This window comes from Streptomyces sp. NPDC048566 (assembly GCF_043199735.1).
Taxonomy (GTDB): domain Bacteria; phylum Actinomycetota; class Actinomycetes; order Streptomycetales; family Streptomycetaceae; genus Streptomyces.
Genome location: NZ_JBICWL010000032.1, coordinates 40,762 through 64,935 on the forward strand (window position 1 = coordinate 40,762; position 24,174 = coordinate 64,935).

General features: G+C 73.0%; 21 protein-coding genes. 11 read left to right on the top strand and 10 right to left on the bottom strand.

What is annotated here, in order from left to right:
* Window positions 1-3 precede the first annotated feature (3 nt).
* Window positions 4-780 carry a phosphate ABC transporter ATP-binding protein PstB gene (pstB, locus tag ACGFS9_RS29755; protein WP_393257382.1) on the top strand — a complete coding sequence of 259 codons (777 nt, stop codon included), beginning with the start codon at window positions 4-6 and terminating at the stop codon, window positions 778-780.
* A 676-nt stretch (window positions 781-1,456) separates the two neighbouring features.
* On the opposite strand, the gene ACGFS9_RS29760 is transcribed toward pstB, so the two are convergent.
* Both ACGFS9_RS29760 and ACGFS9_RS29765 read right to left on the bottom strand, forming a co-directional pair.
* Window positions 1,457-2,455, bottom strand: coding sequence for an anion permease (locus tag ACGFS9_RS29760; RefSeq protein WP_393257383.1), 999 nt, complete (start codon window positions 2,453-2,455; stop codon window positions 1,457-1,459).
* Between the two features lie 7 nt (window positions 2,456-2,462).
* Window positions 2,463-3,083 carry a DUF47 domain-containing protein gene (locus ACGFS9_RS29765; protein WP_393257385.1) on the bottom strand — a complete coding sequence of 207 codons (621 nt, stop codon included), beginning with the start codon at window positions 3,081-3,083 and terminating at the stop codon, window positions 2,463-2,465.
* A 305-nt stretch (window positions 3,084-3,388) separates the two neighbouring features.
* Between ACGFS9_RS29765 and ACGFS9_RS29770 the strand changes: the two genes are divergently transcribed.
* Window positions 3,389-3,745, top strand: a complete 357-nt coding sequence (locus ACGFS9_RS29770; RefSeq protein ID WP_393257387.1) for a metal-sensitive transcriptional regulator — start codon at window positions 3,389-3,391, stop codon at window positions 3,743-3,745.
* A gap of 321 nt (window positions 3,746-4,066) precedes the next feature.
* On the opposite strand, the gene ACGFS9_RS29775 is transcribed toward ACGFS9_RS29770, so the two are convergent.
* Both ACGFS9_RS29775 and ACGFS9_RS29780 read right to left on the bottom strand, forming a co-directional pair.
* The gene (locus ACGFS9_RS29775) at window positions 4,067-4,285 is read right to left on the bottom strand and encodes a hypothetical protein (protein ID WP_393257389.1); all 219 of its coding nucleotides are present in this window, start codon (window positions 4,283-4,285) and stop codon (window positions 4,067-4,069) included.
* 140 nt (window positions 4,286-4,425) lie between these two features.
* A complete protein-coding gene (locus ACGFS9_RS29780) occupies window positions 4,426-5,256 on the bottom strand; it encodes a hypothetical protein (RefSeq protein ID WP_393257391.1) in 831 nt (276 codons plus the stop codon).
* Between the two features lie 117 nt (window positions 5,257-5,373).
* On the opposite strand from ACGFS9_RS29780, the gene ACGFS9_RS29785 reads away from it, so the two are divergent.
* Both ACGFS9_RS29785 and ACGFS9_RS29790 read left to right on the top strand, forming a co-directional pair.
* Window positions 5,374-5,544, top strand: a complete 171-nt coding sequence (locus ACGFS9_RS29785; RefSeq protein ID WP_393257393.1) for a hypothetical protein — start codon at window positions 5,374-5,376, stop codon at window positions 5,542-5,544.
* 252 nt (window positions 5,545-5,796) lie between these two features.
* Window positions 5,797-7,371, top strand: a complete 1,575-nt coding sequence (locus ACGFS9_RS29790) for an FAD-binding oxidoreductase (protein ID WP_393257395.1) — start codon at window positions 5,797-5,799, stop codon at window positions 7,369-7,371.
* 134 nt (window positions 7,372-7,505) lie between these two features.
* Here ACGFS9_RS29790 and ACGFS9_RS29795 read toward each other — a convergent pair whose 3' ends face one another.
* From ACGFS9_RS29795 to ACGFS9_RS29805, 3 genes are all read right to left on the bottom strand, one after another.
* On the bottom strand, window positions 7,506-8,207 hold the full coding sequence (locus ACGFS9_RS29795) for a phosphatase PAP2 family protein (RefSeq protein ID WP_393257397.1): 702 nt from the start codon (window positions 8,205-8,207) through the stop codon (window positions 7,506-7,508).
* Between the two features lie 196 nt (window positions 8,208-8,403).
* On the bottom strand, window positions 8,404-9,396 hold the full coding sequence (locus ACGFS9_RS29800; protein WP_393257399.1) for an NlpC/P60 family protein: 993 nt from the start codon (window positions 9,394-9,396) through the stop codon (window positions 8,404-8,406).
* A 111-nt stretch (window positions 9,397-9,507) separates the two neighbouring features.
* Window positions 9,508-10,284 carry a trypsin-like peptidase domain-containing protein gene (locus ACGFS9_RS29805; RefSeq protein WP_393257401.1) on the bottom strand — a complete coding sequence of 259 codons (777 nt, stop codon included), beginning with the start codon at window positions 10,282-10,284 and terminating at the stop codon, window positions 9,508-9,510.
* Between the two features lie 327 nt (window positions 10,285-10,611).
* On the opposite strand from ACGFS9_RS29805, the gene ACGFS9_RS29810 reads away from it, so the two are divergent.
* Window positions 10,612-10,872 (top strand): DUF397 domain-containing protein, encoded by a 261-nt coding sequence (locus tag ACGFS9_RS29810; protein WP_393257403.1) that lies wholly within the window; start codon window positions 10,612-10,614, stop codon window positions 10,870-10,872.
* 163 nt (window positions 10,873-11,035) lie between these two features.
* On the opposite strand, the gene ACGFS9_RS29815 is transcribed toward ACGFS9_RS29810, so the two are convergent.
* A complete protein-coding gene (locus ACGFS9_RS29815) occupies window positions 11,036-11,674 on the bottom strand; it encodes an SRPBCC family protein (RefSeq protein ID WP_393257405.1) in 639 nt (212 codons plus the stop codon).
* Between the two features lie 470 nt (window positions 11,675-12,144).
* On the opposite strand from ACGFS9_RS29815, the gene ACGFS9_RS29820 reads away from it, so the two are divergent.
* The 6 genes from ACGFS9_RS29820 (at window position 12,145) to ACGFS9_RS29845 (ending at window position 19,650) form a co-directional block, all read left to right on the top strand.
* Entirely contained in the window at window positions 12,145-12,453 is a 309-nt protein-coding gene (locus ACGFS9_RS29820; RefSeq protein ID WP_037622434.1) for a hypothetical protein, read from the top strand.
* Window positions 12,454-12,662: 209 nt separating this feature from the next.
* A complete protein-coding gene (locus ACGFS9_RS29825; protein WP_393257407.1) occupies window positions 12,663-13,514 on the top strand; it encodes a hypothetical protein in 852 nt (283 codons plus the stop codon).
* A complete protein-coding gene (locus tag ACGFS9_RS29830; protein WP_393257409.1) occupies window positions 13,504-14,820 on the top strand; it encodes a hypothetical protein in 1,317 nt (438 codons plus the stop codon). The genes ACGFS9_RS29825 and ACGFS9_RS29830 overlap by 11 nt, the downstream gene beginning before the upstream one ends.
* Window positions 14,817-16,376, top strand: coding sequence for an SCO6880 family protein (locus ACGFS9_RS29835; RefSeq protein ID WP_393257411.1), 1,560 nt, complete (start codon window positions 14,817-14,819; stop codon window positions 16,374-16,376). The genes ACGFS9_RS29830 and ACGFS9_RS29835 overlap by 4 nt, the downstream gene beginning before the upstream one ends.
* A gap of 14 nt (window positions 16,377-16,390) precedes the next feature.
* A complete protein-coding gene (locus ACGFS9_RS29840; RefSeq protein ID WP_393257413.1) occupies window positions 16,391-17,815 on the top strand; it encodes an ATP-binding protein in 1,425 nt (474 codons plus the stop codon).
* 11 nt (window positions 17,816-17,826) lie between these two features.
* The gene (locus ACGFS9_RS29845) at window positions 17,827-19,650 is read left to right on the top strand and encodes a type VI secretion protein (RefSeq protein WP_393257415.1); all 1,824 of its coding nucleotides are present in this window, start codon (window positions 17,827-17,829) and stop codon (window positions 19,648-19,650) included.
* Between the two features lie 85 nt (window positions 19,651-19,735).
* Here ACGFS9_RS29845 and ACGFS9_RS29850 read toward each other — a convergent pair whose 3' ends face one another.
* Entirely contained in the window at window positions 19,736-23,191 is a 3,456-nt protein-coding gene (locus ACGFS9_RS29850) for an NACHT domain-containing protein (protein WP_393257417.1), read from the bottom strand.
* A gap of 73 nt (window positions 23,192-23,264) precedes the next feature.
* Window positions 23,265-23,819 carry a GNAT family N-acetyltransferase gene (locus tag ACGFS9_RS29855; RefSeq protein ID WP_393257419.1) on the bottom strand — a complete coding sequence of 185 codons (555 nt, stop codon included), beginning with the start codon at window positions 23,817-23,819 and terminating at the stop codon, window positions 23,265-23,267.
* Window positions 23,820-24,174 lie beyond the last annotated feature (355 nt).

Genomic DNA, 24,174 nt, shown 5'->3' on the forward strand with positions numbered 1-24,174 from the left:
GACATGGCCAAGCGAATCGACGTCAGCGGACTCACCGCCTACTACGGCGCCCACAAGGCGATCGAAGACATCTCCATGACCGTCGAGCCCCGCTCCGTGACGGCCTTCATCGGCCCGTCCGGCTGCGGCAAGTCGACCTTCCTGCGCACGCTGAACCGCATGCACGAGGTCACCCCCGGCGGACGTGTGGAGGGCAAGGTCCTCCTCGACGACGAGGACCTGTACGGCAGCGCGATCGACCCGGTCGCCGTGCGCCGCACCATCGGCATGGTGTTCCAGCGCCCCAACCCCTTCCCCACCATGTCGATCTTCGACAACGTGGCGGCGGGCCTGAAGCTCAACGGCAACTACAAGAAGTCCGAGCTGGGCGACATCGTCGAGAAGTCCCTGAAGGGCGCGAACCTCTGGAACGAGGTCAAGGACCGGCTCAACAAGCCCGGCTCCGGCCTGTCCGGCGGCCAGCAGCAGCGTCTGTGCATCGCGCGGGCGATCGCGGTGGAGCCGCAGGTGCTCCTGATGGACGAGCCCTGCTCGGCCCTGGACCCGATCTCCACCCTCGCCATCGAGGACCTGATCGGCGAGCTGAAGGAGCGGTTCACGATCGTCATCGTGACGCACAACATGCAGCAGGCCGCCCGCGTCTCCGACCGTACGGCGTTCTTCAACCTGGCCGCGGTCGGCCAGCCCGGACGCCTCATCGAGATAGACGACACGGAGCGGATCTTCTCGAACCCCTCCGTCCAGGCCACGGAGGACTACATCTCCGGTCGCTTCGGCTAGACCGGACGCCCCCCGAAACCCCTCGCGGTGCTGCATGGCGGTGCCACCGCGAGGACGAAAAGGGCCCGCCCCCGGCTCCCGGGGGCGGGCCCACTCGTCTCTCCGCCCCGAACCCGCCGGGGGAACCCGGTCCGGCGCGACCGGCGCGGCGCCCCGAGCCACACGCACCCGAGCCGGACCGCCGGGCCCGCCGCCCTGCCCGGCGAAGGACACCGGCCCGCCGAGCCGGCGCCCGGCTCGCCGAGCGGGCGGAGCCACCCCGCCCGGGGCCGGGCCCCGGCCGAACGGGCGTCCCGGACCACCCCCGCCACGACCTCCCGCGAAGCCTGATCGCTCCGTCCGGCCTTCGAGGAGCACGGCCGCCGGAGCGAACCGACCCCACCCGGCCGGCGCAGAGAACAAGGAGAACCGGGAGGACCGGGAGAACCGGGAGAACCGGGAGGACCGGGAGGACCGGGAGGACCGGGAGGACCGGGAGGACCGGGAGGGCCGGGAGGGCCGAGAGCGGATGGGTCGGCGGGAACGGGAAAGGGTCCGGCGCCGGGAAAAACCCCGGACACCGGACCCTCGGAGAACAGGAAGCGTGCGACCGCGTGGCCCCGCGGGAAGCCGTCCCGCCCCTCCGGCGTGGCCGGAATCCACCCACGGCAGGGGGACGTCCAGCCTCGCCGGGCGGCTAGAGGATCGCCAGGTTCACGACCCAGAAGCTCGCGGCTGCGACCAGCGCCGCCGCCGGCATGGTGATGAACCAGCCGAGCACGATGTTCTTGGCGACACCCCACCGCACGGCGTTCACCCGCTTCGTCGCCCCCACACCCATGATCGCCGAGGTGATCACGTGCGTCGTGGAGATCGGCGCCTTGAAGAGGTACGCGGTGGCGAACATGATCGACGCACCGGTCGTCTCCGCGGCGAAGCCCTGCGGCGGATCGAGCTCGATGATCTTCCGGCCGAGCGTCCGCATGATGCGCCACCCGCCGGCGTAGGTGCCCAGCGACAGCATCATCGCGCAGACGATCTTCACCCAGACCGGGATCGGGTCGCCCGCGCTCTGCACGTCGGCGATGACGAGCGCCATCACCACGATGCCCATCGTCTTCTGGGCGTCCTGGAGTCCGTGCCCGAGCGCCATGCCCGCCGCGGAGACCGTCTGGGCGATACGGAAGCCGCGCTTGGCCTTGTGCGGGTTGGCCCGACGGAACAGCCACATGATCGCGGCCATCACCAGATAACCGACGAGCAGGCCGACCACCGGCGACAGGAACATCGGGATGATGACCTTGTCGAGCACGCCGTTCCAGTAGACCGTGGTGCCACCGGCCAGCGCCGCGCCGACCATGCCGCCGAACAGGGCGTGCGAGGACGACGAGGGCAGACCGAAGTACCAGGTGATCAGGTTCCAGGTGATCGCGCCGACGAGGGCGGCGAAGAGGATGCCCATCCCCTTCGAGCCCTCCGGTGTCTGGATCAGCCCTTCACTGACGGTCTTGGCGACCCCGCTGCCGAGGAACGCGCCCGCGAGGTTCATCACCGCGGCCATCGCGAGCGCGGCCCGCGGCGTCAGCGCGCGCGTGGACACGGACGTGGCGATGGCGTTCGCGGAGTCGTGGAAGCCGTTCGTGTACGTGAATCCGAGCGCGACCGCAATGGTCACGATCAAAGCGAAGGTGTCCATGAACGGGTCAGGACTCCTTGACGGCGATGGTCTCCACCGTGTTCGCCACGTGCTCGAACGCGTCGGCCGCTTCCTCCAGCACGTCCACGATCTGCTTGAGCTTCAGCACCTCCATGGCGTCGTACTTGCCGTTGAAGAGGTGGGCCAGCAGCTTGCGGTGGATCTGGTCGGCCTGGTTCTCCAGGCGGTTGACCTCGATCCAGTACTCGGTGAGGTTGTCCATCGTCCGCAGGTTCGGCATGGCCTCGGCGGTCAGGTCCGCCGCCCGCGCCAGGACCTCGATCTGCTGCTCGACCCCCTTGGGGAGCTCCTCGACCTGGTACAGCACGACCAGGTCGACGGCCTCCTCCATGAAGTCCATGATGTCGTCGAGGGACGAGGCCAGGTTGTAGATGTCCTCGCGGTCGAACGGCGTGATGAACGAGGAGTTCAGCTGGTGGAAGATCGCGTGCGTCGCATCGTCACCGGCGTGCTCGGCAGCCCGCATGCGCTCTGCGATCTCGGCCCGTGCGGACGCGTCCGCTCCGAGCAGTTCCATCAGGAGTTTCGAGCCCGTGACGATGTTGTCCGCGGAGGCGGAGAACATGTCGTAGAAGCTCGTCTCCCTGGGGGTCAGACGAAAGCGCACGTTGGGGTCCTCGGGGTGCTTCGGTTCGGTCAGGCTGATGCTAGGTGCATCATCCGGCCACGGCTAATGGGCCGTCCCCCAGTGTCGCCCATCGAGCACAGTGATCAGCACAGGGTCCGGTACCGGCGTCCGGCAGGGGCCCTGTACCCGGCAAAGTTCGCTACCATATACCCACTAGGGGTATATATACAGGGCGTATCGGACAGGATGTGGCCCGGCGTACGAGCCGCGTCCCGACCGGCATCCGGGACAGTCCCCGGACAGGGTCCTGACAAAACCATCGAGCGGATCACCAAGGGGACGCGATGACGACCAGCGAGGCCGGCGCACCGGCGCCCTCCGGCGACGGAACCGAGGTCGTGACCGACCACGACCGCGGGATCCACGGCTACCACCAGCAGAAAGACGAGCACCTGAAGCGGCTGCGGCGGATCGAGGGGCAGATCCGGGGGCTCCAGCGGATGGTGGACGAGGACGTCTACTGCATCGACATACTCACCCAGGTCTCGGCGTCCACGAAGGCGCTGCAGTCCTTCGCCCTCCAACTCCTGGAGGAGCACCTGCGGCACTGCGTGGCGGACGCGGCACTCAAGGGCGGCGCCGAGATCGACGCGAAGGTCGAGGAGGCCACGAAGGCGATCGGCCGCCTGCTCAGGACCTGACCGGTGTGACGCACGCGACGCGGGGGACGTATGTGACATCCGCGACCCCCGTGACGTTCCGGACGTGCGCCGTGCCTCCGGCCGACGGGTCCGCGCTGCGGGAGCAGCGGCGAGCCCACCCGGCCGGCAGGGCCGCCCTGTCCGGCCCGGCCGAGGCGGTCACCGGCCGGCAGGGGTGCCGGAGCCGGGAAGGCGCCGGAGCCGGGAAGGCGCCGGGACTCGCCGCCCCCCGATCCGCTCCCCGATCCGCTCCCCGAACCGCTCCCCGAACCGCTCCCCGATCCGTCCCGCGAGCCGCCGGACCGGCCGGGGTACGGACCCTCAGCGTGCGGGCGCCGGGCCGGCGGCCCGGCCGGTGTCCCGGCCGTCCGCTCCGCACGGACGGGCGCGCTCTTCGGCCACTTTCAGGACCTCGTCGATGCTCTCCAGGCTGAGCCGCTCCTCGTCGGCGGCCGAGGCGGCGATCATCAGCTCGCCGCACAGCTCGATCTCGGCGAGGGCCACGTGGTCCTGAACTGCCGTACCGCCGACCGGAGCCACGCGCGCTCACCTCTTCCTGCCGTCACCGACTTCCTAGAGTAGGGAGTGGTCTACACACCGCGCATGGCACGGAAGGGCCATTTCCGGCCCCCCGGTGACGCTACGGCTCCGGATGCTCTTGCCCCCGCCACCGGAATCCACTACTCCGCGATCTTCCCGGCGAAGATGTCGCCGGCCTGCGGCAACCGCACGTCGGCGGCGGTGCCGAAGCCGTACAGCAGCGTCGTCGAGGCGACGTCGACCGTGCCCTGCTTCCGGTCGTTGACGAAACGGAAGCGGTGGCGGACCTTGCGCAGCCGTCCCGCGTCGTCGAGGTAGGCGTCGAACGGCACCCGCGTGGTGGCGAACCCTTTCGCCGCCGCGGCGAGCGCGGGCCGCTGCCCGGCCGAGGCGCCCCGGGCGGCCACCAGCAGGTCGGCGGTTCCGCGATAGTGCCGCACGGAGGTGCCGCCGATCTCGGCCCGGCCCACGTACGTCGCCGTCCGCGCGCCGCGCAGCAGCTCGGCCGCCGCGCAGGGGTCGGTGGCGCCGCCCGTCACCAGGTTCCCGTCCGTGAGACCGGCCGTCTCCACCCGGACCCACTTGTCGGCGGGCACACCGGCGCCGCGGTTCTTCATGAACAGCGCACCCGGGGCCAGCAGTTCCGTGATCGGCCGGTGCTCTTCCGTCCCCGCGGGGTCCTGCGGCAGCAGCACCGTGAGCCGCCCGGTCTGCTTGCGGAAGTCGTACACGCCCCGGCCGCGGATGGTGACCCGGGTCCCGCCGGTGGCCATCTCCATGGACGTGCCGGCCTTCGCGGTCCCCGCGCGCTCCAGCGCTTCGGCCGCCCGTCGCAGCGTCCCCACGGTGTCGGCGCCCGCGCCCCTGTCGTCCGCCGCCGCCCCGCCGCCCGAGCACCCGGTGCCACAGACCACGAGTCCCGCCACGACGAGCGCCACCGCGGCCGCCCGCCCCTCCTGCTGCGCCACCATCGTCCGCCGACCCCCAGCCGGTCCGTCCGGGTCTCCCTGTCGTCCCGCTTAACGACGGGTGGGGGCACTCGTCACGCGGAGGGGGTCCGTTCACCTGCGCTGGGTAACGTGGTCGGTGTGGAGCAGCAGGACGTCACCGAACCGGTATCCGAGCACCGCGCGACCACCGTCGAACAGGGGCGCTTCTGCCTGGCCCGCTGCACCTGCGGCTGGCGGGGTCCGGCGCGCCGCGCGAGAAGCCAGGCCCGCGCGGACGGCGCGGCCCACGCGACCGACCTCACCTCCTGAGCCCCGCCCGCCCCAGGTTCACCCGCCCCGCGGCCCCTCCCCTCCTCTTCCCTCCTCTTCCCTCCGCTTCCGCCGCCCGCTCCTCTCGCTCTCCCCCACTCCCCCGTCGCCTCCCTCGCACCCCACTCCGCGGTGCCCCGGGCCGTGCGCTCGGGCGGGGATGCGGGATCGTGGCCGTTTCGCGACGGCCGCGCGTGGAACCTGCGGGTCCGAGGGCCCGTCTCGTTCCACGGAACCCAAGGGGAGGCGCACATGCAACGGCGTACGTTCATCGGCGGGACCGCCGCCGTCCTCACCGCGGCGGCGACGTCCGCGTGCAACAGCGGTGGCGAGAGCGGCGCTTCGGGCGCCTCCGGCACCGCGGACGGCACCGCCGCCGCGGCCTCGGGCACCCGCACGGCGACGGCCGGCGGGCACCCGGCCGCTGACTGGACGGCGCTCTCCCACGACCTGGACGGCAGCCTCGTGCGCCCGGGCGACCGCGACTGGACGACCGCCCGCCGCCTCTACAACACGCGGTTCGACGGGCTGAAGCCCGCCGCCGTCGCCTACGTCGCGCACGCCGACGACATACGGACCGCGCTGGCGTACGCCCGCGCCCACGATGTGCGGGTGGCGATACGCAACGGCGGCCACTCCTACGCCGGTTGGTCCTCCGGGGACGGCCGCCTCGTCGTCGACGTGTCGAAGCTGAGCAGGATCCGGTCCTCGGCGAACGAGGCCGTCGTCGGCGCAGGCGCCAAGCTGATCGACGTCTACCGCGCGCTGGCCGCCAAGGGCGTCACCGTCCCGGCGGGGTCCTGTCCCACCGTCGGCATCTCCGGTCTGACGCTGGGCGGCGGGCACGGAGTCGTGTCCCGGGCGTACGGGCTGACCTGCGACAGCCTCACCGGGGCGACGCTGATCACCGCCGCAGGCAAGCAGCTGACCGCCGACTCCACCGAGAACAAGGACCTGTTCTGGGCCCTGCGGGGCGCGGGCAACGGCAACTTCGGCGTCGTGACCGAACTGCGTTTCCGGACCCACCCGGCGCCGCAGGGCGTCTCCGCCTACCTGACCTGGCCGTGGACGAAGGCCGCCGCCGTGGTCAGGGCGTGGCAGGAGTGGGGTCCGGGGCAGCCGGACGAGATCTGGTCCTCCTGCCATCTGGCGGGCTCGGCCGGGGGCACCCCGACGGTCTCGGTGGCCGCCTTCTCGCTCGGCACGTACGGCGAACTCCAGAACGCCGTGGACCGGCTGGCCGACCGCGTCGGCGCTCCGGCGCGGAGTGTCTCCCTCAGGAAGCGGTCCTACGAGGAGTCGATGGAGGTGTACGCGGGCTGCTCGTCCTTCTCGGCGGACGCCCAATGCCATCTGCCCGGCTCGACGCCGGGCCGCAGCGCGCAGGGCGCCCTCGGCCGCGAGACGTACGCGGCCCGCTCGGACTTCTTCGACCGGTCGATCCCGGCGGCCGGCGTCCAGACGCTGCTGAGCCAGGTGTCGGCGGTCCGCGGCGGCTCCGGCAGCATCGCGCTCACGGCGCTCGGCGGCGCGGTCAACCGGGTGTCGCCCACGGCGACCGCCTTCGTGCACCGCCGGTCCCGGATGCTCGCGCAGTACATCGCGTCCTGGCGGGCGGGCACCTCCGGCACCACCGCCCGGTCCTGGCTGACGGGCGCGCACCACGCGATGGCCCGGCACGCGTCGGGCGCGGCTTACCAGAACTACACGGACGCGACGTTGACCGACTGGCGCACGGCCTACTACGGGGACGCGGCGGCCCGCCTCACCTCGCTGAAGCACCGGTACGACCCGGACCGCTTCTTCTCGTTCCCGCAGGCCCTGTGACCCTCCCGCGGGCCGGGTGACCCTCCCGCGGCCGGCGGGCTCCGCCGGCACGGTCACGGGGTCGGCGTCCGGCGGTCGCCGCCGCAGCCTCCCGGCCTCCCGGCCGAGGGGGCCGGGCCCGGGCGGCGGGCCGGTCAGGCCGCCAGGTCCCGTTCCTCGGCATGCTCGGCCCGTGCTCCGGGGATGAGCGTCTCCCGCCCGGAGCGCGCGGTGCCCCGGGCGCGGATCAGCCGCCCCGCCCGCGGCGACCGCTCCACGGCGGCCGTCAGCGGGGTCAGCAGGACCATGGCGAGCGGGGACAGCAGCAGGGCCACGGCGGTGCCGAGGGCGAAGCCTCCGACGACGTCCGTCGGATAGTGCACGCCCATGTAGACCCGGCAGAAGCCTTCGAGCAGCGCGATCCCTATGCCGGCGAGGCCGAACCGCCGGTCGGCCACGAAGAGCCCGACGCCCATCGCCATGGTGAGCGTCGCGTGGTCGCTGACGAAGGAGAAGTCGGTCTTGCCGCCGATCAGGACGTCGAGGCCCTGGTGGTCGACGAAGGGCCGCGGCCGCTCCACGAAACCCCGTATGGGGATGTTCACGAGAACGGCGATGCCCGCGGCGAGCGGAGCCCAGACGAGGGCGGCCACGGAGGACGCCGCGTCGGCGTCGGCCCGCCGGCGGACGGTCCACCAGCAGCCGACGAGCAGCAGCACCATGGCGACGAGGAGACCCCACTCGCCGACGAACTCCATGACGCGGTCGAACCAGTGCGGCGCGTCCTTGGCCAGGCCATTGATGTCGTACAGCAGATCGACGTCGGGGTTCGACCCGGATTCGGCGAGTCCAGCCATGGTGCTGCGGGCCCCTTCGTCGTCTTTCCCGCGGTCACGCCCTGTCGCGCGCCGCCTGATCCACCCCCGTGGTCGTAGAACGGTTCTCTACGTGGAACAGGAACGCACAGTTCCCTCCGGTGGGTTCCGCACTCCACGGAACGATCACGCAGACGTTATCGAAGAGAGACACATCGCCGCAGCTCAGGGGGTTCTTTCAGATGGAGGTGGGCAATGCTTTCGCGCCATCTTCCGTCACCCGGGTGGCCCCGAAGTAGTCGGGGGTGTCGACGGGGTCGAAGCGGATGACGGCACCCGTGCGGGGCGCGTCGATCATGTACCCGCCGCCCACGTAGATGCCCACGTGCCGGATGGCCCGGGAGTCGGTGAGGTCGTCGGAGAAGAACACCAGGTCCCCCGGGAGGAGTTCGGCCCGCCTGGGGTGCGGCCCCGCGTTGTACTGGTCGTTGGCGACCCGGGGCAGGGTGATGCCCGCGTCGGCGTAGGCCGCCTTGGTCAGACCCGAGCAGTCGAACCGTCCGCCCTGGTCGGCGGTGCCGTTGCCGCCCCACAGATAGGGCGTGCCGAGCTTCTTCTGCGCGAAGGTGATGGCCGTCGCGGCCTGCTTCGAGGGGTCGACCCGGGTCACCGGCGCGGCGAAGCTCTTCGCCAGCGTGGTGATCGTCTTCACGTAGTTCCGGGTCTCCCGGTAGGGAGGAACACCCCGGTACTTGATGACCGCGTAGGCGCCCGCGTTGTAGGCGGCGAGCATGTTCTCGGTCGGGTTCCCGGGCGCGTCCTTCACGTAGGAGGCGAGCTGGCAGTCGTAGGAGGCGGCCGACGGAATCGCGTCATTCGGGTCCCATACGTCGCGGTCGCCGTCGCCGTCGCCGTCCACCCCGTGGGTGGCCCAGGTCCCCGGGATGAACTGCGCTATCCCCTCGGCCTTGGCGGGGCTCCTGGCCTTCGGGTTGAATCCGCTCTCCTGGTACAGCTGGGCGGCGAGCAGCGCCGGATTGATCGCCGGGCACAGGGTGCCCCACTTCTGCACGAGCGGCTGGTACGCGGCGGGCACGGCCCCCTTGGCGAGGCCGACGGCGCCGCCGCCCGCGAGGTTCCCGGCGACCAGGTAGACCCCGACGACGAGCAGCATCACGAAGCTGATCGCCGCGCCGACGACGGCGGTCGCCGCGATCCACGTCTTACGCACCGTCAACCGCCCCTCACCGCCCAGGAGTCCGCCGGGGTCAGTGTAGAGGCGGGCTCCGCGGGTGGGGGAGGTCGCGCGCGGGCGGGGCGTCCGTGTTGCGCCGGACAGGCGTCAACCGGCCGAATCGGCCCGCTCGTAGAGGTCGGCGGCCTCGGTGCCGAACACGGCGCTGTAGGAGACGTCGGCGGTCCTGCCGCCCTCTTCCCGGCCGCCGATCACGCCGACGACGGCGCCGTCGCCGTTCACCCAGGGGCTGCCGCTGGTCCCGCCGGGGAAGCCGGGGCAGGCGATCCGCTGCTGCGTGCCGCTCACCGCGGTGGGCTTGTCGGTGCAGGTGACGGCGGTGCCGGCGGTGCGGGGGTAGCCGGTGACGGTGACCGCGGTGGCCCCGGTGGCGCGGTGCGCGGCGAAGGCGTTGCCGCCGACGGCGTCCTCGACCCGTCGGCCGTCCCGCTCGTCGAGGGCGACGAAGGCGACGTCGCTGTCCTCGTGCCGTCCGTCCGTCCACCCGCCGGGCAGGAACACCCGCCGCACGTCCCAGAACCCGTGCGGCGCGGTTCCCTCGCGGTAGCCGGGCGCGAAGGACAGCCTCCCGTCCCCGTCGAGGCAGTGGGCGGCGGTGACGAGCAGGTCGCGTCCCGTGCTGTGCACGACGGAGGCGGTGCAGAAGTGCCCGTCGCGGCCCCGGTCGGCCGCGGCCCCGTGGAAGAGGGCCCCGATCCGGGCGGTGCGGGCGTTCGCGGCGGCCTGGACGGTCACGCCGAACGGCCCCGGACCGTCGTCGGCGGCGGCCACCGACGAGGTCGTCACGGCCAGCAGCACGGCCACCGCGCCGAGCAGCGCGGGCCGCCGGGCGCCGGCGAAAGGGGTGACGCGGGTGCGCTTCATCGCCTCCCACCTTGCCCCGAGCGGGTGAGCAAAACCCTGGACGCGTCCGAGTATCACCCGGGACCCGCCGGGCCGCCCGTCCGCACCCGGCGGGCCCTCCCGGCCCCCTCCGCGGCCCCGGGCCCCCGTCCCCCGCGTACACCCACACGGGTGAACGCCCGGGCCGCGACCGCACACGCCGGGCGGGGTCGGGCGAGCTGCCGCCCCGCGGCCCGGGGCGGCCGGGACGGGGATACGGTGGCCGCGGACGTCCCCCGACCGGGGACCCGGGGTCCGGAGCGACGAGGCAGCGGCCCGCTTCCGCCTGTCCCGAGAGGAACACCACCGTTGACCGACATCCCCCCGGGCCTGGACTGGGTACGGGCCGCGCCGGCGGGCGTGACCGGGCCGGGACCCTGGATCGAACTCGCCTTCGGCGCGGACGGCCTGGTCCATCTCCGGGAGACCGGCGACCCGGAGAACGTGGTGACCACCACCCGCCGGAAATGGGACGCGTTCGTCCTGGGCGTCCGCGCGGGCGAGTTCGACCACTTCGTGACGGGCGCGGCCGACCAGCGGCCGCCGGCTCCGGCCGAGGACCGCCCGTGACGGACGGCGGACGGGCCGGACGCCCGCGCCGCGACCGGAACGGCTCCACTCGCTCGCACCGCCCGGCACGGCACCGCGCCGCGTAGCCGCACCACCCGGCCCCGTCGGGAACGCGGGCGACGCTCCGCCCGTGCGCCGCACCGCCCCGGACGCCGGGGACCGACTAGGCGGGCTCGGCGCCCGTGTAGGCGGCGGTGGTCCGGTCCGCCGCGCCCCGCGCGCTCGCCTCGGGCTCGCCGCCGGCGACGTTCGCCGCGTACCAGCCCTCACTGCTGCGGACGACGAAGTCGCGGCCCTCGTCCGAGGCCAGCCAGGCCATGCCGTCCTTCGGGTCGAGGACGCCCGCGGGCGAGCCGAGGTGGCCCGCCAGGCCCAGCAGGCCGAGATCCCAGCCGACCCCCACGGCCCCCGGGCCGAACTGCGCCCAGCGCTCCTCGTCGACGTGCGCGATGTGGTCGAGCCGGAGGCGGGTGCGCCCGCCCTCCGCCGTGAGCCGCACCTCGATCCAGCTCACGTCGCCGCCGTGCTCCCAGGTCGCGGCGAAGCCCTCGGGCGGGTCGCAGCGCTCGACGGTGCCGCCGGCGTTGCCCTCCAGCTGATAGCTGCCGCCGAGCCGCAGGTCGCCGGAGACGGGCAGGAACCAGCGGGGGATGCGCTCGGCACGGGTCACGGCGTCCCAGACGTCCTCGACGGGGGCGTCGTACGTCTGGGCCAGCGTCACCACGCGGGCCTCGCCCGCCCCGTGGACGCGGGTGTCGACCGTGCGCCGCACGGCGGCGATCTGATGGTGGACGTCGATCACGGTTGCTCCTCCTCGGTGCTGTTGCCTCCGTCGCCGGACGCGCGCCGGCGACACTCCCGCCGGCCGTGGGCCGTCGACCGCGGGCGCTCTGGCCGTCGGCACGGGCCGCGGGGGAGTTAGCCTGGGGAACGACGAGCCGTCAGAACCGGTACGGGTGGCCCGCGTCCGCCCTCGCATGGTCGGCGGAGGCCATAGAAGGGGACAACGACAGAACCACACGCCAGGTTTCGCTCCCACTTCATTGCCCGGCGTGACCGGCCGTGATACACAGAGTGACGATACGACTCTTCACATACCGCCGTACGCCGCCCGAAAGGGCCCCGCGCACGCCGGTGGCAAGGGATTCGCACGAAACCCGCCAACCAATGACGTCAAGTCGACATACGAAGGCGTCATTGTCGGCGAGAATGGGCCCGACCTCTGCGCAGTGGCAGAGGGTGCAGAACTACCCACTAGGGGCGGTGACTTACATGCTTTTCGCAGCCGACAAGGGCGACATCAACACGATCATCGGCGGGATCGCCCCGGACTGGGGCCCCTTCGGCAGCCTGGGCAACGAAGCCAAGGTGATGGTCGAGGTGGTGATGGCGGTCGCCATCCTGCTGTGCCTCGGCATCGCGATCTGGGGTGCGGCGAAGCAGCGCATCGGCGCGACCGCCCTCCGCGACACCTTCAGCGCCGAACAGGGCAAGGGCCTCATCATCGCCGGGCTCACGGGAGTCTTCATCATCGGCTCCCTCGGCACGCTCTTCACCATCGTGTACGGCATGGCCGTGTAGCCCGGCCGGAGCGCGCCGCGGCCGGCGCACCGCCAGTCCCCGGCCGGGCGTGCCCGGACAGCCCGTCCTCCGACCCACCCGTCCGTCGTGCCCACCGGCTGAGGTTGCGTTTCCCTGATGTCGAGTCACCACACCGCGTCCGCGCGGGAACCAGCACGGCTACCGTCGTACCACGGGGTTCGGCGAGAGGTTGAGGGGGCGTACCCGGCATGAGTCTCGGAGACGAACCCGGCTACGGCGACGCCCCGCGCGGCGCGGACCGGGGGTACGGCGGTTCCGGCCAGACCCGCACCCGCCTGCCCGAACGCGACGGCGACGTCTACGGCGGCGCCCGCCGCGGGCGGGGGTCCTCCTCGCGGAGCCTGATCACGGTGGTCGGCGTCGTCGTCCTGCTCATCGCCGCGATCGCCTTCGCCAACCGCGGCGGCGACGCGCCCTCGTCGGGCGGCGAGGGCGGCGACAAGGCCGAGACGTCCCCGACGGCCGCCTCCGGCGACCGCCCCGTGGACGCGAAGTCCGCCGGCATCCCGTCGGGCTTCCCCCACACGGGAGAGGGCGCGCAGAGCGCGGCGGCGAACTACGCGGTGGCGCTGGGCTCGACGGCGATGTTCAACAAGGCCGATCGGGACAGAATCCTCGCCACGGTGATGGTTCCGTCCAAGGTGGCCGAGTACGAGGCGACGCTGGACAAGGCGTATACAGCTCAGTTCAACAAGAACGTGGGTCTGAACGAGGACGGCTCTGCGCCGCAGGGCTACACGTTCGTCTCGCGGACGAGCGCCATCGGTACCAAGACGACCGCCGTCTCTCCCGATGCGGCCACCGTGGACGTCTGGTGCAGCGGTCTGCTCGGCCTCGCGGGCGAGAACTCCGCCAACCCGGTCACGAGCAGTTGGTTCACGATCACCATGAAGATGGAGTGGGCCGGCGACGACTGGAAGATCGTCACGCACAAGCAGAAGGACGGTCCCGCGCCCGTGCCGGGCGACGACCGAGCGTCCGGAGCAGACGACATCGCGAAGGCTGTTCAGGAGTACGGAGGGTTCACGTATGCCCGCTAATCGTCGCGTACTCAATCTGGCCGCTGCCGTGGCGGCACTCCAGACGGCTGCGGTGATGCTGGCCACGAGAGCCGTCGCGGCGCCCACCCCGTCGCCCTCTCCGAGCAGCGACGCCTGCGGGCTGATCCACGGCCCGGCGAAGAACTACTGCGAGGGTGACAGTAACCGTTCGGGCCTCACCAAGGACTCCCCCCTCGGCTCCACCCTCGACCCCCTCTCCTCCCTGGCGCGGGGCTGCGCCGACGCCGCCTCCTGGACCGTCGACAAACTCTCCGCCGCGGTGAACGACACCGCGAACGTCGACTTCACCAACCCCAAGTTCCTCCAGCAGTACGCCGTCGTCTTCGCGGCGTCCACGATCCTCACCCTGCTGCTGTGGCTGCTGGCCGTGGCGAAGCGGGCCGTCCGGGGCGTCCCCCTCGGCACGGCCCTGTCCGAGGCGATCGGCTTCCTCTGGCTCACCGTGCTCGCCTCGGCCTTCACCCCGCTGATCCTCTACACCGTCGTGTCGGCGACGGACGGTGTGACCGAGGTGCTCGCGAAGACCACCGGCAACCAGACCGACGCGTTCTTCGGGACGTTCTCCGGAGCGCTCGGCAAGGGCGACGACATCGGCGGCGGCCCGATCATGCTGATCGTCGTCTCCCTGGTGTCGATCCTGGCCGCCGGGGTCCTCTGGCTGGAGCTGGTGATCCGGGCCGCCCTGCTCTACGTCGGCGCCCTGCTGGGCACCGTCGTCTACGCGGGCCTCGTCGACAAGAACCTCTGGGGTCACGTCCGCCGCTGGGCGGGCATCATGATCGCGGTGATCCTGGTGAAGCCGGTCATCGTCATCGTGCTCGGCCTCGCCGGCGCCCTCAGCTCCGACAGCGGCCCCGACGCGTTCTCCGCCGTCGTGTCCGGCCTCGCCATCATCCTGCTCGCCATCTTCGCCAGCGCGATGATCTACCGCTTCGTCCCGGGGTTCGGCGACGAGATCGCAGGATCCCGCAGCAACCGCATCATGCAGGGCGCCGAAGGCAAGGCAGCCGCCGTCATCAGCTCTCCGGCGACCATGGTCGCCCAGGGCATCAAGACGCACAGCGCCCGCGCGGACAACAACGGAGGCGGCGGCGGAGGCAGCCTGTCCCGTCCCGCCAACCCGGTGTCCGGTGGTGTGGCCGCGCACAGCACCCGTACGCCGAACGGAGGCGGCGGATCTGTCCCCTCCGCCGCACCCCCACCGCGTACCAGCCCGGTCAACACCCCGCACGCCGCAAACACCCGCAACAGCAGCACCAACAGCACGGGAGGTGAAGGGCGTTGACGACCGAGTCCCACGTGTCCCACGCGGTCACGCCCCGCCGGACGTATCTGATCGGCCGCGCCCGGCCGAACGCGATCGTCGGCCGCAACCGCGAATCGGGCGAGATCGCGCTCATCATCGCGGGCGCCTTCCTCGGCATGATGTGCGGACTGATCGTCCCGGTCCTGTCCCTGCGGATCGTGCTGCTCATGGGCTTCCCGCTGCTCGCGCTGGCGGCCGTCTACGTCCCGTACAAGCGCCGCACCTTCTACAAGTGGTTCGAGATCAACCGCAGTTACCGGCGGAGTCTGCGCCGGGGCGCCGCCTACCGCAGCCAGGTGATGGAGGCGGGGGTCCGCATCGACGGCAAGGAGGTCGAGATCGGCCCGCCGCCCGGCATCGGCCGGATCTCCTGGCTCGCCGCGCCGTTCGGCCCCGACGAGATCGCCGTGCTGCTGCACGCCGACCGGCGCACCGTCACGGCCGCCATCGAGATCGAGGGGCCCGGCGTCGGTCTGCGCGACAGCGAGGACCAGGAGGCCCTCGTCGACCGCTTCGGCACGCTCCTCAAGCACGTGGCCAACGGCGACGGCTTCGTCACCCGCCTGCAGATGCTCGCCCGCACCCTGCCCGCCGACCCCGACGCGCACGCCAAGGACGTCACCGTCCGCGGTGACGAGCGTGCACCCGGCTGGCTCCGGCAGTCCTACGACCAGCTCCAGTCGATGGTGTCCACGAGCAGCGAGCAGCACCGCGCCTACCTCGTCGCGTGCATGCACTACTCGCGCGAACTGGCCGCCGAGGCGCAGGCCATGGCGCGCGCCGCCCGGCCGCAGGGCGGGCGGCGGCTCGACCGTGACGCGGGGCTGGCCGTCGTCATGGCGCGCGAGCTGACCGACATCTGCTCCCGGCTCCAGGAAGCCGACATCCGGGTACGGCAGCCGCTCGGTCAGGGCCGGCTCGCCTCGCTCGTGCACTCGATGTACGACCCGGATCACCCGATCGACCACATCCAGGCCATGACCAGGCGCAACGCCTGGCCCGCCGAACTGGACGCCACGGAGGCGACGTACCTCCAGGCGAAGACCCGCGAGTCCTCCACCCGCGCGCCCTGGTGCCACTCCACGGCCTGGGTGAAGGAATGGCCGATGACGCCCGTCGGCGTCAACTTCCTCGCCCCGCTCCTCGTCCACACCCCGGACGTCATCCGCACGGTCTCCGTGACGATGGACCTCGAACCCACCGAGATCGCCATCGAGCGGATGCTGACCGAGAAGACGAACGACGACGCGGAGACCAGCCGCGCCGCCAAGATGAACCGGACCGTCGACCCGCGCGACATCGCCTCGCACAACCGCCTCGACCAGCGCGGCGAGGACCTCGCGAGCGGCGCGGCGGGCGTCAACCTCGTCGGCTACATCACCGTGTCCTCGCGCAATCCCGAGGCGCTGGCCCGCGACAAGCGCACCATCCGCGCCTCGGCGGGCAAGTCGTATCTGAAGCTGGAGTGGTGCGACCGCGAGCACCACCGGGCCTTCGTCAACACACTGCCGTTCGCCACCGGAATCCGCAGGTAGGGGCTGATGCACTGATGCGGGATCCGCTGTCCGTCGCCACCGACGCCTTCACGTCCTTCCTCTTCGGCAAGGTCGAGACGACCCGGCTCCCGGTCCGCACCTCCACCGGGCAGGCCCAGGCCGTCTACCTTCCGACCGCCGCGCCCGGCCTGGGCGACTCCGGCGTCATCATCGGCCGCGAGGTCTACTCCGGGAAGGGCTACATCTACGACCCCTTCCAGCTGTACGGGCAGCAGCTCCCGGCCCCGCACTGGCTGGTCCTCGGCGAGTCGGGCAACGGCAAGTCGGCGCTGGAGAAGACCTACGTCCTGCGCCAGCTCCGCTTCCGCGACCGCCAGGTCGTCGTCCTCGACGCCCAGGGCGAGGACGGCGTGGGCGAGTGGAACCTCATCGCGGAGGAGCTGGGGATAACTCCCATCCGGCTCGACCCGACGGCCGCGCTCGACATGGGCATCCGGCTGAACCCGCTCGACCCCGCGATCACGACGACCGGCCAGCTCGCCCTGCTGCGCACGATCATCGAGGTCGCCATGGGGCGCGGCCTGGACGAGCGGTCGGGCTTCGCCCTGAAGGTCGCGCACGCCTACGTCAACGAGACGATCGTGGAGCGGCAGCCCGTCCTCACCGACATCGTGGAGCAGCTGCGCCACCCCGAGCCGGAGTCGGCCGAGGCGATGAACGTCGCCATAGACGACGTGCGGGCGTGGGGCCTGGACGTCGCGCTGGTCCTCGACCGGCTCGTCGACGGCGACCTGCGGGGCATGTTCGACGGTCCGACGACGGTGGGCATCGACCTGGACGCCCCCCTCATCGTCTTCGACCTCTCCCACATCGACCGGAACTCCATCGCCATGCCGATCCTGATGGCGATCGTCGGCGTGTGGCTGGAGCACACCTGGATCCGGCCCGACCGCAAGAAGCGCATCTTCCTGGTGGAGGAGGCGTGGCACATCATCAACAGCCCCTTCGTGGCGCAGCTCTTCCAGCGGCTGCTGAAGTTCGGCCGGCGCCTCGGCCTGTCCTTCGTCGCGGTCGTCCACCACCTGTCCGACGTCGTCGACGGCGCGGCGGCGAAGGAGGCCGCCGCGATCCTGAAGATGGCGTCGACCAGAACGGTCTACGCCCAGAAGGCCGACGAGGCGCGCGCGACGGGAGGAGTCCTCGGCCTGCCGCGCTGGGCGGTCGAGATCATCCCGACGCTCACCCCGGGCATCGCGGTCTGGGACGTCAACGGCAACGTCCAGGTGGTCAAGCATCTGATCACCGAGACGGAACGTCCGCTGGTCTTCACCGACCGCGCGATGACGGAGTCCTCGGCCGACCATCTGTCCGACGACGCGATGCGCGCCGCCGAACGGGAGGCGGAGGAGCGGGCGGCGGCGTTCATGGAGCAGCATCTCGCCGACCTCGACGGCTCCTCCGAGTCGACGGTGGCGTGAGGCGGCCTGCGATGAGACCGGACGACCGGCACGGCCCGCGCCACGAGCGGGACGGCGGCATCCCCGACGGACTGCTCGTCGGGGTGCTCGGCTTCCTCCTCGGCATGACCCTGATGGTGTGGACGGCCACCGGCCTCGCCGGGCTGTTCTCCCGCGGCGCCTGGCCGGACGCGGTCACCTTCCCGCGTACGCCCCTGGCGATGCGGCACCTGATCGGCGCACCGCACGACATGGCGGGGGCCTGGCCCGACACCCCTGCCGCCCAGCTGTCCGGATACGGCCTCTTCTGGGGCCTGTTCATCGGCCAGCTGATGGTGCTGCTGGTCCTGACGGTGTTCGTGATGGGGACGGCGGCCCGGTGGCGCGCGGGCCGGGCCCGGCGGCGCGCCGAAGCCGCGGCGGCGCGGGCCGCCGGCCCGGTGGTGCCCCCGGCCCGAGCGGAACAGCGAGCGTGGCCGGAGCAGTCGCCCCCGGCCGCGGCCGGACGTCCCGAGGGTCCAGAGGAGGCCCGGCCGACGCCCCCAGCGCCCCCGGAGACGGCGCGCACGGCCTCTGGGGCCGTCGAGGACGCCCGGCCGGCGCACGGGGCCGCCGAGGACGCCCGGGCGGCGCGGGAAGCCGGACAGGGCACCGGCGCCCATACCCCGGCCGGCCCGCCCGCGGCACGGCCGCACGAACAGCCCGCCCCGGCACGCGGCGGCCGACCCGGCGGCGCACCGCCGCACGCGGCCCCCTCCCCGGCCGCGGCGCACACCGGAGCGGCGGCCGACGCCGGACACGGGGCGGACGGCGGAGCGGCGGTCACCGCCACGGCGGCGACGATGTGGGCGGGCGGCAGAGAGGCCGCGCCGACCGACGGAGCCGTCCCGCTCACCGCCACCCCGGCCCAGCCCAGGCAGGCATGGGAGAACACCCACGCCGTCGTCCTCGCCCCGGCCGAGGTCCGCAGGTCCACCGCGTCCCAGGCCGTGCGCGACGCCGAGGGTCCGGCCCTCGTCGTCACCTCCGACCCGCGCGTCTGGTCGGAGACCAAGGACGCCCGCGCGAAGCTCGGCCCGGTCCTGCTCTACGACCCGACCCACCGGTGTGACACACCGGCCCGCCTCCACTGGTCGCCCACGACGGGATGCCAGGACAAGGAGACGGCCGCCGCACGGGCCGCGGCCCTCCTCGCGGCGGTGCGTCCCACGGCCCGGGCCGACCAGCCGATGGCCGACGCCGCGGAAACGCTCCTGCGCAGCTTCCTGCACGCGGCCGCCGTCGAGGGCAAGGGCTTCCGGCACGTCCACCGATGGAGTCAGGGCACCCAGGTCCAGGACGCCGTCCGGGCCCTGCGGACCAACCCCAAGGCGGCGCCGGGCGCGGCCGGCGAGCTGGAGGCGGCCCTCACCTCGCATCCCGAACGCCGTGACATCGCGCAGGAGTTGACGACACGGGCGCTCTCCTCGTTCGGCACGGTCAACATCCGGGAATCCTGCACGCCGCACCGGACCGACACCCTCACCCTGGATTCCTTCGTGGCGGAAGGGGGCACGCTCTATGTGGTCGGTGAACCCATCGAGGACCCCAGGACCCGTCCCGGCGCCATGCCGCTCCTGACGGCCCTCGTCTCCAGCGTGGTCGAGCGTGGCCGGCGCATGGCCGAACGGTCATCCTCCGGTCGGCTCGACCCACCACTCACCCTGGTCCTCGACGACGTGGCGGCCGTCGCGCCGCTCCCCCGGCTCCCGGACCTCCTCACCACGGGCCCGGCCCGCGGCCTGCCGACGCTGGCCCTGCTCCGCTCCCGCGAACAGCTCCGCTCACGGTGGCCCGCGTACGAACTGCCGGACTGAGCGGCCGGGGACCGGCGAGCCACTCCGGCTCCTCCGCCGACCCCGCCCCGCGCGGAGGACGGGCCCTCGTCCGCCCTCGCCCCCGTCACCCGGGGAGCGGCCGGACCGCCGGCTCGCCCGCCGGCCGTCCGCACAGCAGCCGTACGGACGGTGCCGGCGCCCCGGCGCCCCCGACCCGGCCGGCCGGCACCGGAACGTGCAGGACCCGCAGGTCGCGCAGGCCCGCCAGCGCTGACACGTCTAGAGCTCCCGCCACGGCCGGGTCCCCCGCCACCTCGCAGACCGCCAGCCGCGGAAACGCCGCCGGCAGCCGGTCCAGGGCGGCCTGGACCGTCCCCGCGTCTCCGCCCTCCAGGTACAGCGCGGCCACGGCTGCGAGCTGCCCGCCGGGCTCCAGGGCCGCGAGCGAGGCGGCCGTCGTCGTCAGCTCGGTGAGGGCGGGCAGAGCACCCACCTCCCGCCAGTCCGCAGCGGAAGCCGGAGCCGAGGCCGGGCAGAACGCGACGACCTCGAGCCCGGGAAACGCGCCGAGGCCGCGGAGCCCGCTCCGCGGTGCCGCGTCGTGCAGCAGGCGCAGGCTGCGCAGCGGGGCGCCGGCGGGCAGCTCTGCGGGGGACCAGACCACGTCTCCCCCGACGGCGAGCGTCTCCAGCAGGGGCAGCTCGCCCAGCGCCCCCAGATCGGTGCGGGCGCCCAGCCCGGTGAGGTCGACGTGCCGCAGCGGCAGGCCGCCGATGCCCGTCAGGTCCACCAGGCCGGGGCAGTCCCGCACCGTCAGCGTGGTCAGCTCGCGCTGCCCGGACAGGGCCCGCAGGGCCGTCGACCGCACCCCCCGCAGGCTCAGAGACGTGACCCGGTGCCCCTCCAGGTATGCGCTCAGCGCCGCCCCGGACACTCCCGCCCGCACGTCGAGCCGCTCCGGTGCGACGCCCAGGCGCCGCAGGTGGCCGAGCTGCTCGTCGTTCCGGACGGTGTGGATGAGCCCGTCCGGCGCCAGGCGGGCGACCACCTCGTCCGCGTACCGCCGGCCGTCGAACCGGGCCCAGGCCCAGAGCAGTTGCGCCCGGACCGGGATGAAGGGATGGCGGGCGAAGCGGCTCAGGTAGGCGACGGCTGCGTCGGACCGTACGTGCGAGGCGGCGATGACCGTGTGGTACGCGGCCAGGTCGTCCAGTTCCTCCGGCCCGGGCAGGAGACGCAGGATCAGCGGGCCGACGTCGGCCAGCGCTCGCGCCTCCTGCTCGTCGGCCGGCGGCAGCAGCGTCGCGGCGGCCCGTTCCACGGCGTCACGGGTTCCGGGGCCGAGGGAGGTCGCGTGCTCCAGGCAGGCAGCGGCGAGCAGGACGATGCGCGCCCGGGTCCGCGCGTCCGGTGCCCGTTCGCCGCGGGCGAGGAGGTCCAGCAGGATCGTCTCGCGCTCCCGCGGCCGGGCGAGCGCGACGGCCATCCGGATCACGTCCTCCCACTGGTCGTCGTCCGCGTGCTCGACGAGCAGCCCGAAGTCCCCCTCCTCCACCGCCGCCCGCGCACCGAGGAAGTCCTGGAAGCTGCGGTGCACGAAGTCCACCGTGCCGGGGACGGGTTCCCGCAGCAGCCCGCTCCGCTGGAGCAGGTGCTCGAAGACCGCCGGCGCCTCCCCGAGCGCCGCCAGCTCGGGCGTCCCGGGCAGCGCCCGGCCGACGATGCTCTCGGCCCGTGAACGGTCCATCTCGGTACGGCCGTTCTTGATCAGCCAGTAGGCGAGCCGCTGGAGCACCTCCCTTTGCGGTTCCTCGCGCAGGGCGGGCGCCGCCACGTCCCGCTCCCGGTCCCGCCGGCCGAGCAGCATCGACAGCGCGGCCTCGTACAGGTCCTCGCGCGCGTGGGGCAGATAGCCGTGCCGGTCGCGGTGCAGGGCGCAGACGAGCCCGCACATCAGCGGGTTGGTGGCCAGCCGCCCGAGGTCGGGATGGGTGCGCACCGCCGCGAGGAGCCGGGCCTCGTGGTGCTCGGATCCGTCGTCCTCGGCCGCGCCGGAGCGGGCCGCCGCATGCCATCGCCGGATGAATCCGGCGATGTCCGGGGCGCTCATCGCGGACATCGTCAGCTCGGCGAAGTCCTCCTCGGCCAGCCAGTCGTGCCGCACCGCGGAGGGCCGCGAGGTGACCAGCCAGCGGTTGTCCCCGTCGTAGGTCTCCACCAGGTCCCGCAGCCAGGTCCGGGCCCGTTCGCGCTCGCCCTCGGGAACCTCGTCGATGCCGTCGACGAGGACGAGGCCGCGCCCGGCGGCGAGCACCCGGTCCTCCCAGCCGTCGGGCTGCGCGCCGGCCAGCGGGCAGCCGGTCGCGGACAGGAACGCTCGGGGAGCGGGCAGCCGGCCGCCGTCGCGGGTGAGGGTGCGCAGCGGCAGGACGAAGGGCACCCGCCCGTACAGGTACGCGTACCGCCCGCCGAGATCACCCCGCGCGGCGGTCACGGCGAGCCACTGCACGAGCGTGCTCTTCCCCGAACCGGCCTCGCCCCGCAGCAGCACCCGCCGATCGGTGGCGAGCGCCTGGTCGGCCGGCCGGCCGGAGTCCCAGGAGACGTCCGCCGGCACGCCGAGCCGTGCGGGGCCCGTGGCGGAGCCGGCCGGGGGCCGGGCCTCACCGGCCTCGTCCGGGCCGGCGGGCGGCTGGTCTCCCGGGCCCGCCGGCAGGTCGCATCCGGCCCGCAGCCGCGTGCCGAGCACATACGCCGGATGACGGCCGTCGCGGCCCGCACCGGGGGCTCCCGGCACAGGCGCCGCCGCCTCCGCGTGCGGCGCCGTGGCCCCGCGCCCGTCGCGCACGGGCCGCGCCGTCCGCCAGGCCGGGGTGGTGCCGGTCGCCTCCAGGCTGAGATAGCCCGCGTCCAGCGGCCACCGGGCCGGGGACCGCAGATCGATGCCGTGGATCGTCAGCCGGCCGTGCTTCCTGCGCAGGTGGTCCCGGTACCGCTCCTCGAAGGAGGCGTCCTGCCCTTCGGGAAGCGGGGTGCGGCGCAGCAACTCGTCCATGCTCCGCACCAGTTCGTCGAGGTGCCGCGCCTGCTCCACCAGAGCGTGCGCGACGAAGGTGGAGCGCTGCGTGAAGAACTGCAGGATGTGCAGGCAGGCGGTGTCCACGAGGCTCTCGTGGAAGTACGTCGCCTCGGCGCTCAGTTCGCGTTCCGGCCGGCCCGCGGCACGGCGCAGTCGCCGCGCGAACTCCCGGTGCCCGAGGCGGACGGCGTCCAGGTCGGTCAGGGTGAGGTCGCCGAGGGCGTACAGCGTGGCCCCCAGGGCGTCGGCCACGGCCCGCTCCTCGTCGGGTTCGACGGGACGCTCACCGGCGCTCACCGCCCTGCGCACCAACTCGGCGGCCAGCGACCGTACGTCCGCCTCGGTGAGGGACCGCTTCTCCCCCCGGAAGGAGAGCCGCCCGGAGATCCGGATCGGCCGGTCGACCAGACCGGCGCCGGGTCCCTCGCCCGCGAACAGCCTCCTCACCAGGGGAGCCACGGCGGCCGACGCCAACTTGACCCCCACAGAGCCGAGTTCCACGTGTGCTCCCCCGAGACGACGGCGATCCCACCCGGAATCCTAGGGTGCCGCGACGCCCCCGGAGGGCCCGCCGTCACTCCCCCCGGGTGATCACGAACTCCAGCTCCCGCTGCCCGGTGTCCCCGGGCATCGGCACGCTCCTCCCGGTGGGGCGGAATCCGGCCTTGCGGTAGAACGCCTCCGCCCGGCCGTTCTTCTCGTGCACGAAGAGACGGACCCGCTCCAGTCCGATCCCCCAGGACCACAGCAGGGCGGCGTCGAAGAGCGCCCCGGTGACCCCGGCCGCGGCCCCCCGGTGCTCGGGCCGCACGAAGACGCCGACGAGGTGCCCCTGGTTCTCCTCGACGAGCTGCCCGAACGGGTCCACCGATCCGGCCTCCTCGACCAGGACGGTCACCGATCCGCCCCACACGCCGTCGTCGCCGACCGCGACGAGCTGCTGCCGGTCCACCACCCCCACGGCGGCACCGGCGGTGCGCTCCTTCCAGAAGGCGTCACTCTTCGCGGCGGCGTCCTCGTAGGTCTCCAGGAACGCGAGGTGGGCGACCGGGTCCCGCAGGGCGTCGAGTCGCAGATCCCTCACCTGACGCCACTCGTCGGGCCACACGGAACGGATGACGTGGTTCATGGTGGTCACCGTAGTACGGGTCCCCGGCGGCGCTCACGTGGATATCCGCCCTGCCGAAGGCGCGGCCCACAGGGCGCGCCATGCTCGTCCGGCCTGCGGAAGGCCACGGACGAGTCCGTGGTCCCGCGCGCGGACGGCCTCGCCCGGGTCCGCCGGCTCACCTCCGCCGTTGCCTCCACCGCTTGGAGAAAAGGGGGAGGGCGGTCACCGCACCGTGACCGCCCTCCCCCTTTTTCGACTTCGACCCGCATGACTGCCTGGAAACGCAGAAAACCCCCGTACCGGTATCCCCGGTACGGGGGTTCTCTCACAAATAGTTCGGCGGCGTCCTACTCTCCCACAGGGTCCCCCCTGC